This window comes from Methanohalobium sp. (genome assembly GCF_018609725.1).
Classification (GTDB): Archaea; Halobacteriota; Methanosarcinia; order Methanosarcinales; family Methanosarcinaceae; genus Methanohalobium.
On the sequence record NZ_JAHENT010000013.1, the window covers coordinates 1 to 8,744 of the forward strand.

10 protein-coding genes are annotated in these 8,744 nt (G+C 33.3%); 5 read left to right on the forward strand and 5 right to left on the reverse strand.

The features are described 5' to 3' along the window. The 4 genes from QZ276_RS00265 to QZ276_RS00280 all read right to left on the reverse strand — a co-directional run. A partial coding sequence (locus tag QZ276_RS00265) for a hypothetical protein (protein WP_292484203.1) occupies positions 1 to 632 on the reverse strand: 632 nt, incomplete at its 3' end. After that, on the reverse strand, positions 629 to 889 hold the full coding sequence (locus QZ276_RS00270; protein WP_292484205.1) for a hypothetical protein: 261 nt from the start codon (positions 887 to 889) through the stop codon (positions 629 to 631). The genes QZ276_RS00265 and QZ276_RS00270, both read right to left, overlap by 4 nt. Before the next feature lie 522 nt (positions 890 to 1,411). Further along, on the reverse strand, positions 1,412 to 1,885 hold the full coding sequence (locus QZ276_RS00275; protein WP_292484207.1) for a hypothetical protein: 474 nt from the start codon (positions 1,883 to 1,885) through the stop codon (positions 1,412 to 1,414). A gap of 34 nt (positions 1,886 to 1,919) precedes the next feature. Further along, entirely contained in the window at positions 1,920 to 2,210 is a 291-nt protein-coding gene (locus QZ276_RS00280; protein WP_292484209.1) for a hypothetical protein, read from the reverse strand. Between the two features lie 143 nt (positions 2,211 to 2,353). Here QZ276_RS00280 and QZ276_RS00285 point away from each other — a divergent pair, with 143 nt between their 5' ends. The 3 genes from QZ276_RS00285 to QZ276_RS00295 are packed head-to-tail and all read left to right on the forward strand — an operon-like array spanning position 2,354 to position 4,063. After that, positions 2,354 to 2,755, forward strand: coding sequence for a hypothetical protein (locus QZ276_RS00285; protein ID WP_292484211.1), 402 nt, complete (start codon positions 2,354 to 2,356; stop codon positions 2,753 to 2,755). Between the two features lie 2 nt (positions 2,756 to 2,757). Beyond that, a complete protein-coding gene (locus QZ276_RS00290; RefSeq protein WP_292484213.1) occupies positions 2,758 to 3,180 on the forward strand; it encodes a hypothetical protein in 423 nt (140 codons plus the stop codon). Next, entirely contained in the window at positions 3,173 to 4,063 is an 891-nt protein-coding gene (locus QZ276_RS00295) for a hypothetical protein (RefSeq protein ID WP_292484215.1), read from the forward strand. Before QZ276_RS00290 ends, QZ276_RS00295 begins: the two co-directional genes overlap by 8 nt. Before the next feature lie 248 nt (positions 4,064 to 4,311). Here QZ276_RS00295 and QZ276_RS00300 read toward each other — a convergent pair whose 3' ends face one another. Further along, positions 4,312 to 4,575 carry a hypothetical protein gene (locus tag QZ276_RS00300; protein WP_292484216.1) on the reverse strand — a complete coding sequence of 88 codons (264 nt, stop codon included), beginning with the start codon at positions 4,573 to 4,575 and terminating at the stop codon, positions 4,312 to 4,314. A 628-nt stretch (positions 4,576 to 5,203) separates the two neighbouring features. On the opposite strand from QZ276_RS00300, the gene QZ276_RS00305 reads away from it, so the two are divergent. Both QZ276_RS00305 and QZ276_RS00310 read left to right on the forward strand, forming a co-directional pair. Then, positions 5,204 to 5,596, forward strand: coding sequence for a hypothetical protein (locus QZ276_RS00305; protein ID WP_292484218.1), 393 nt, complete (start codon positions 5,204 to 5,206; stop codon positions 5,594 to 5,596). A gap of 4 nt (positions 5,597 to 5,600) precedes the next feature. Beyond that, a complete protein-coding gene (locus QZ276_RS00310) occupies positions 5,601 to 8,081 on the forward strand; it encodes a DNA polymerase (protein WP_292484220.1) in 2,481 nt (826 codons plus the stop codon). Positions 8,082 to 8,744 lie beyond the last annotated feature (663 nt).

Here is an 8,744-nt window from a genome sequence, read left to right on the forward strand (position 1 = left end):
AATATCCATGCGAAACCCCAATAAATTATTGAAAAACCCCAAGACAAAACCGAAGCAACTTGATCTACTGTATCAAATACACCACCAACATACGGAATTCTCTTAAACCATGAATCGTCAGATTTAGTCTCTTCCATTTTATAATTTAAGTAGGAAATGAAACTACCATCAGAATTACGTTTTAATCTGGTATGAGTAAATTGAATTTTATACCCGTCTTGAGATATTGTAGTTGCATTATTTTCTGTAATTCTCTCTGTTGTAGATGTTTGAATACTACCACTATTAAATGTGGTGAATGTGACATTCATTTCTGGATCTGATTCGTTATTCAAGTTCACCCATGTTACTTGGTTACCATTTGTAGTATCACCATCTAAAAACACGTTATCTCTCGTCCCACCACCTGTTGATGAGCTTTCCCATATCAACTCACCTTGTGTTGGTGTACCTGGCGATCGCGGTAGTTCACCTGCAAAATCAAACCTATCGTTTGTTACATTAAGCGATGGTATTTCGGAGGGTTGTACATCTTTATCTCCTAAACCTAATGCCGGAAATATAAATGACATTAATATTACAGCTGTAGTCATTGAGATAAGAATAGCAAAATCAAATGAAGTGAAATTCATATGCTATCACCTGTCGTTAAGCTCCAGGTTTGAAATGCAAGGAGAGGTAACATAATAGCTAATAAAACATACATTAAATTAACATAAAAAACGTATTGACTCTCAATAGTTAAAAAACCAAATGCCAAAAATGCTGTAAAAGCACCAAATTTAAATGATCTGGAAAACAATCCAATAATTCCAAAAATTGTGACTACAAAAGTTAAGAAAAAGAATGTGTTATCAAATATCTCTGTGATACTGGCGGCAATTACCATACTTACTTTAAGTTGATACTACACGCAGTTAAATATTTCCTGAAATATCAATTTTTAGATATTTTTAACGTAAAAAACGTATATAACCATACTAACGCCAATAGCTGATGAGGATATAATATAGGTAAACCAAAAATAATTTATTGATATATCCAACCATAGAACAGCTGATAATGTTATAGACATTAACGCCCAACTAACTGTGGATATAGCAGATTTCATTTTTATACTGGCCCAAATAAAAGCGAACATACTTATTGATATAAATATAAGCTGACCATTCGATAATGTATCAAACATTATTACCACTTAATGCTTAATGAGCCAATGACTAAAAATATTACGATAATAGCTAAAAATACACGTAGTGAATCAAACATAGGTCCACTATGTTGCTGGATAATTTGATTATAAATTTCTGGTAATATAAATGCTGAAAAAAGTGAAGTTATAGCAATTACGAAAACACTGACAATTGTTCTATTTGTCATAAAAAACTTTTATTCTACATAAATATAAATCTTATCCACCTGTCTTCATTGCATATCTAACTACCCACAAAACTACTGCAATGACGAAAAATAGTGGTAGAATACCAAATAGACTTTTTTGTCCACTACTCCATCCATATTCTTTAGGATACCCGTATGTTACTGTTGCTGTTGTAGTATCTGCTATACTGTCAACAGTTACATTGATATCCCCATCATCCATAGTTATAGTTTGTGTTGTTTGGTTACTAATAGTTACAGTTTTCGATCCAGCTGTATCAGTATCATTTATCACAAATGTGATTTCTTCACCTGTTTTATTGATATCTGTTGCATTTGAGTAAACATTTTCTACAACATTGTAGTTTTGTTCCTCATTTTGCGTAATAGTAGCTGACTTGGTATCTGTATTTAGCTCACCGATCGCCAGTGGTAGGACATTTGCAACTATTATTCCCACAACGAGGATTGTTATTGCTATTCCTACCCCTTTTTTTCCATCCATAAATTAAATAAAATTTTTTGCGTTATTTAGTGAGTTATTCCATAGCCATGTTAACGACATAAAGCACAATAGCCAGGACGAAAAAGATGCCGAGAATACCGAATAGTGACGCTTCGGCATCACCCCATGTTGATGTATCAACTGCATTTAGCTCATTAATAGCGATCGGTAGGAGATATGCAGTCATAAGCGCGACTACGAGCACAGTTACAGCCAGATTGACGCCTTTATTGACTTGTGATTGCCCCCTAACCCCAAGTTTGGTTTTGGCTGTGATTTCAGCCAAAGTCTGTGTTCTGCTAAAAGTCTCTTTTACGCTATTCATACGATCACTCGCGCACTGCGTTAGGCTTTTGATTGCCATATGTGCTTTTATCGCTCGGTGAGTATAAAGTCTTACGATAGTTTAGATAAAGCAAAAATCTATTATACCTATGGTATAGTATATTAGCATGGTAGTAGTAGTAAATGCAGATTATCGCAAACGCGCTTCTGAATATGGCAAAAAGTATCGCTAAATCCAGTGGTAGTGGATTGGAAATTAGAGTAAAAGAAAATACAATAAATGTAAAATTTGTTCCAAAAGAAAATACGGATAAAAGGGTGTGGGAAAATTACTATAAAAATGCAGCAATTTATATTAAAGATTCCGCAAATCCTGTAAAGATTAATGTAAATCGAGATAATATTGGTAATTTAACTGTTGATAACTTAGTGGCATCAAGCTATTATGCGTCAGTTATGCGTATGGATTCGATCAAAAAAATGTATGGTGTATCTGGATCAAAAGATGATATGATTGAGAAATTAATGTATGCGTGTTTAGCTGGTATTGCTGTAATTGCACTGCTAATTATTGGTACAGCATAACTATGTCTGATGATTTAATAGATCCAGAAGTTGAAAAAGAAGTTACAGAAGCTATGGGCGAAGACCCATTCTTCACCGAATATGCGACACAAAAAAAATCAGGTGGTGAGAAAGATACTATCGCTAAAGATTTTCTCCCAAATAAGGAGGAAATGAATCAAAAAACGAGATTAACCCCTACACAAGTAATAGCAATGACGAGAGCGTCTACTGTCGGTGAGACATTTGAAGAATTATCAGAATTACAGCCCACAATTGATAAACAAATTAGACTGTTGCAAGAACATTCAGTATCTCTAAAAGGACAAGGGAGAACAGAAATTGTTAAAGTATTAACATCTATGTTTAATGAGGAGGCCGAAGGTGATTTGTCCCAAAATGCTATGTTTGAAATGTTTGCGAAAAATGATGAAGAAAATGATTAAAATCTCCAATAATTCTGGTGATGTTACTGGTTACAGAGTAAAAAATTTTCAGTATAGTTCGTTAGGTAAAGTAATACTTCATAGACTATATAATAACCGCGATCTAAAAATGCTAATCACGAGTAAAGGTAATACTACTGGAACAGGTAAAACTACTTTAGCTATAATTTTAGCCAGAAAAATCAGTGAATATTCTAATGAGATATTTGATGAAGATATTTCTTGGAGTGCAGAAAATCACTCATTTTTGAATGTTTATGAATATTTAAATAAATATAAAAATGCGAAAAAAGGAACTCCGCTTATAACTGATGAATTAGAATATTTGGCTGATAAAAGAAGGTCTTTAACTCACGAAAATGTTCATTTTTCTCAAGCATGGCAGATGTTGAGATATAAAAATGTAGTAACTATAGCTACTGCTCCAAGTATGGCAAATTTAGATATGCGTATTGAGGAAAATACAGATATATGGATTAACATTATTTATCCAGGTTTAGCACATATTTATTATGTTACTATGGATGATTTTACTGGCGAAATTATTTACAAAAGAATAAGACAATTTAATTTTGTTGAATGTATTAGATGGAAGCCTCTTGATGATGATGAAGATTATAAAATATTATCGCAAAAGAAAGAGAATCAGGGAATACCGGGAATTGATGAAGATGAAGATATTGATAGTTATAATAAGGAGGAATTAGAGAAAGAAAAGAGTAAGACAAAAAGTGAAGTAACTGAAGAATTAACAACAAACTTACTCAAAATGAAAAAGTCAAAAAACATTGATTTGACACAAGAAGAAATAGCGGAAATTGTGGATATGTCACAACAATACGTTTCAAAAGTAAAACGCCAAAATTTATCGAAAGCTATCTAAGCCTCATATAGCCATTCTAAGCTGATTTTGCAGTAGGTTATGTTTACCACTTAGAAAGAGAAAACTCTAATAGTATATAAGCCTTATGATTGATGTTTACCCCATTGTATTAGAGCTATATGTACTTAATAGTTTCGATATTGCTGTAACCGCAGAGTGGTGGGCCAGTCAGTTACTCGCGCGCGACAGCCCACTATGCGGCACGGCCTGTCTGCGTTAAAAATGATAAAATTTTTTTAGAATCTATTTCACTGCTGCTCTATCTGAAATTGTGTGTTCTCCTCTATTCCGAATCGAGTTATTTGATAGGTGTTACCCTCCAGTGTGCCACTATCCTGTTTACACTGATCGAGCATACCCAGTAGTCGTCTACTTGACGTTAGGAGGGTTAGACCGTCTTCGCTATCTTCAGCTGTTTGTAGCACGTTATCCAGCTCTTCATCACAGTCGTTAGTTTCGACTACTTTAGCCACAGCAAACGATACAGCAGGTCCGTATTGTGTTTCGATCATTTGCCCATCATCGCCAAATTCCAGTGTGATGGAAGACCCATCGCGTAGGTGGGAGGCTTTGATAGTTGGTGGCGCTTCGGTTAGCTCACTGTTTTGCCAGTCTGACATTGCAGATTATACAAGGATCTATAGACATATAACTCTTACTTTTATCTATTTTTAATAAGGATTATATCTGGATATAGCCAGTGGGTTTATGCTTATGGGTCTATTATGGTATGATACCACCTAACAAGTGGTGGGTGAATTATGGATAAGTCACAAAGAGGATTGGGGGAATGGGTAGATCTATACCCAAAAAATAGCAGACAGACAAAAATCACAGAATTTATAAAATGAGAAATATAACTTGGGAATGTGCTTGCGGAAACCGGGAAAAAACATACCGAAATAATCACATACAAAGAGAATGTTGTGAGTGTGGTTGTAGGGGAAAAAGACGACCAATAAAAGACGAAAATAAAGATGTATTAACACCATATACAGGCAGGGATATATATTGGTAATATGAATAATAAATGTTGTTTTTGTGATAAATTGGTAGTTCCAGTCAAAGAATATTTAATAGAATATAAATATAACGGTTTAATGACTTGGGAGACAATTATTTGCTGTAATAATTGCTATAATGAGTAAATTAGAGAGAGCTTATATTGATAAATCAGATCAAGTATTCAAAAAAGTTACAGCAAAAGATGGGAGAACTATGCACTTTAAAGACGGCACACCAATAAGTAAAAATGCGTTTAATGGTGGACAAGCAAATTTAAAATATGAGGGTCAGCCTGTAAAAGTTGCAGTGCCGTCAGATAAAAAAGGTGTTGAATATGAACGTAAAGAAGTAAGACCTCAAGAAGCTTCAGCATTAGGACAAGAACTTAATTTCATGCGTGATGATATTCCTGGGGAACCAAGAGATACAGTCTTTTTAGATGGTGAGCAATATGATACTTCTCAATTGGTTGAGTTAAATGATAAAATTACGGAAAGATACGGGCCTGATGCAGTAATGAGATATTAGGGTAATGAGGGATATAACGCACTGTCATAATCAAAGACCAGTTTATGAGACTAATTCTGAACAGTTATTTGACTGGAATGATCCAATGTCTGTTAGTGGTGAGATAAAAAACCCATCTTTTAATACTTATCACCCATTTATTATAGACATAGAAACAAGTGCAGATTTAGGCCAAAGACCAATTTTATTAGTTGGTTATAATACATTAGAAAGTCGTTTAATAGTTTTATATAGTTTTGGATATCAGGGATATTTAATCTCTAAATCGAAAATAGAAAAAATGTGTTCGGAATTTGAACCAGATAAAATCACATTACAAAATTTATCCCAATCAAATTTTGAACAATTTGTTTTAAAACCAATTGCTGATTTTAATCAGAAAGCAAAAAATCGAAATGATTGTAATAGAATATCATTAGTTGCCCATAATGCACCATTTGACATACCTATGATGGGCTCACCTGATGATAGTTTATTATCTAATAACAAAATAGGCCAGCAATACGAAATGGCAGTTCAATATGATGATTATAAAATGATAGGGCATAGGGCTGGCCAATTTGGTCATATTTACACATTTTTAGATAGTTCTAAAAGCTACGAATCATTGCATATACCAATTGGTGATACTCTTGTAGGCGCTAAATCGCTTTGGATACCTGGCAAATTAGGTGATGCTTGTGAATCATTAAATACTAATATCAATGTTACAGATATTGATTCGCATGGGGATTTGAGTGATGAGTATGTTGAATATTGCATCAATGATGTTTTCGCCACATATGAATTATATAATGCTTTAAACTCACGTTTACAGAAAATGTTTGGTAATTTACCGCTTGAGCATATCTATTCTACTGCGTCAATAGGTAAGTATATTTTACGTAAGATGAATTATAAAAGAGTAGGGTATAGTACTGAAGCTATTGATGTTATTGCACCTGCATATTTTGGCGGTAGGACTGATGCCAAAATAACAGGTGAAGTGATTAATAATCAGAGATATACAGATATACTATCACAATATCCGACAGTATCCAAATTAACTAATGTTTGGGATTTTATGCAAACAGAATATGTAACAAGAGAATGTGTTAAACCAGATGATTTACCTAAAGTCGGTGATTTAACAAAACAAGAAACTTGGAGAGATATTTCTGATTATTACGTGAAAATCAAACCAAAAGGTGCGACATTACCAGTAAGAACACCACACTTAGAAGATACGACAAAAGTTATTACAGCAAAAGTCCATTCAGAAAAGGAATTACATTATCATTACATGGATATAATAGCTGCAAAATTAATTGATGGTAAAAGTAAATTCGATATAGTATCTGCGTATAAAATGGTTAAAAACGGTGAGCAAAATCTAAAATCTTCTAAAGTTGCTGGAGTTGATATTAATAGCCATGATAACGTTATGGCAAAATGTATAGAAGCGAGAAAAAATATACAATTAGATCAGGGTTTTAAAGACGAAAGAACAAATTCATTAAAAATTGTAGCAAATAGTTTATATGGTGTGTCAGCTGAAAGAATTGTGAAAGAAACGCCAGAATTACCAGTTTCCGAAAGACACGATTTTGCTTCAGAAAATGGTTTTTATAACCCTCATGTAGCTACAACTATAACAGCTGGCGGTAGGTTGCAATTAGCATTAGGTGAGTCCATAGCGAAAGAGAATGGTGGGAGATTAAACTACTGCGATACAGATAGTTTGATAGTATCTGATAACGTAGTTGATGAGGTTATTAATGCATTTAATAACCTCAATCCGTATTCTGGTGAGGCCGGGGATTTACAAGTATTAGAAGATGAAAAAGGCCAAATAGGTAACTTATATGCAGTAGGAACAAAGAAATACGTATTTTTCGATAATTCTGGCGAAATTTTAGAAGTTAAAGAACATGGATTGGGTAACTACGATAATTTGCGGAATACAGAAGTTATAAAAAGACTTTGGGCAACAATAATGTCTTATGATTTAGGTGAAAACCCCCTTAATGTCAATATTTTATATGATGGTAAATTAAATGAATGTGTTCTCTGGTCATTTAATGCAACTACACGTTCTATGCGTGTATTAATTGACCAATTTACTGATGATTTTATTAGGTATGGTGATTGGATACAATCAACATTAACATATGATGGTAATGTGAGATATATAGCGTTGGATTTGATGGAAAAAAACAAAGATGATGAGATATGTAAAGTCTTAACTGAAAATGAGGATATAAAATACGCTAAAACTGTCGAATATTCAAAAATGCTGAATGATGGGGATCTGAAAACTGTTAGGGATGTAGTTATGAAATTTTCCCAAGACGCAAAAACAATTGATGAGAAACCAAACGTATGTGTGACAAAAACTAAATCAGTAACAAAAGAAGCTACAAGTAGGAGAGATATATTTTTGTCTAAATTAGAGCAATCATTTAGAGATAATATGCAGTTGGCAGCTAAGTGGATTTTTGATTAACATTTAAATAGCTGTAGTACTATGTAATGGTATGGGAGATGCAAAAGTATGTCCAGTATGTTCGGGTACAATGGCTAATAATAGTAAGATTGGTTTATGGGAATGTTTGACTTGTGGTGAAACGAGAAATTGGGTTTAAATATGCTGTTCACAATCAAAATTATAGGATTCTTAATTTCCCTTCTATTAGCGTATTTAATTGGCGCTAATACAGGTTTCGAAATGGGTTATAGATATGCTATAAAAGAAATAAGAAAAGAAAGATGATAGTTATATATCAATTTAGGTGTGCAAAATGTAACTATAAATTATATGCAAATACGGCATCAAATTGTCCAATTTGCGATGAGTGTATGAGATTAGAGCATATTAAAGGCCACTTAATTCAAAATATATGACACGCGAATGGTGTGATAAATGTGGTGGGCCAGTTACAGAATGGAATAAAAAATATCACGAAAAAGATATTTGTATGACTAACAAAATGTATTGGGAATATTACGATTTTATATCAGCTGAAAAACTACTCTAATCTAAAAAATTTTGACAATTTAATGTCAATAAACTTAGATATCCATGTTTGTTTTTTTATTATTAGGGGTGTATATGTCAATGAGAATGTGTCAAATGAAAATAGTAAGCAAATCACCCACCCACTAACCC

What these genes read in the sequence shown, in the direction of transcription:
- QZ276_RS00285 (WP_292484211.1), top strand. Translation starts at nt 2,354, where the DNA reads ATGCAGATTATCGCAAACGCGCTTCTGAATATGGCAAAAAGTATCGCT.
- QZ276_RS00295 (WP_292484215.1), top strand. Translation starts at nt 3,173, where the DNA reads ATGATTAAAATCTCCAATAATTCTGGTGATGTTACTGGTTACAGAGTA.
- QZ276_RS00310 (WP_292484220.1), top strand. Translation starts at nt 5,601, where the DNA reads ATGAGGGATATAACGCACTGTCATAATCAAAGACCAGTTTATGAGACT.
- QZ276_RS00290 (WP_292484213.1), top strand. Translation starts at nt 2,758, where the DNA reads ATGTCTGATGATTTAATAGATCCAGAAGTTGAAAAAGAAGTTACAGAA.
- QZ276_RS00275 (WP_292484207.1), bottom strand. Translation starts at nt 1,885, where the DNA reads ATGGATGGAAAAAAAGGGGTAGGAATAGCAATAACAATCCTCGTTGTG.
- QZ276_RS00300 (WP_292484216.1), bottom strand. Translation starts at nt 4,575, where the DNA reads ATGATCGAAACACAATACGGACCTGCTGTATCGTTTGCTGTGGCTAAA.
- QZ276_RS00305 (WP_292484218.1), top strand. Translation starts at nt 5,204, where the DNA reads ATGAGTAAATTAGAGAGAGCTTATATTGATAAATCAGATCAAGTATTC.
- QZ276_RS00280 (WP_292484209.1), bottom strand. Translation starts at nt 2,210, where the DNA reads ATGAATAGCGTAAAAGAGACTTTTAGCAGAACACAGACTTTGGCTGAA.
- QZ276_RS00270 (WP_292484205.1), bottom strand. Translation starts at nt 889, where the DNA reads ATGGTAATTGCCGCCAGTATCACAGAGATATTTGATAACACATTCTTT.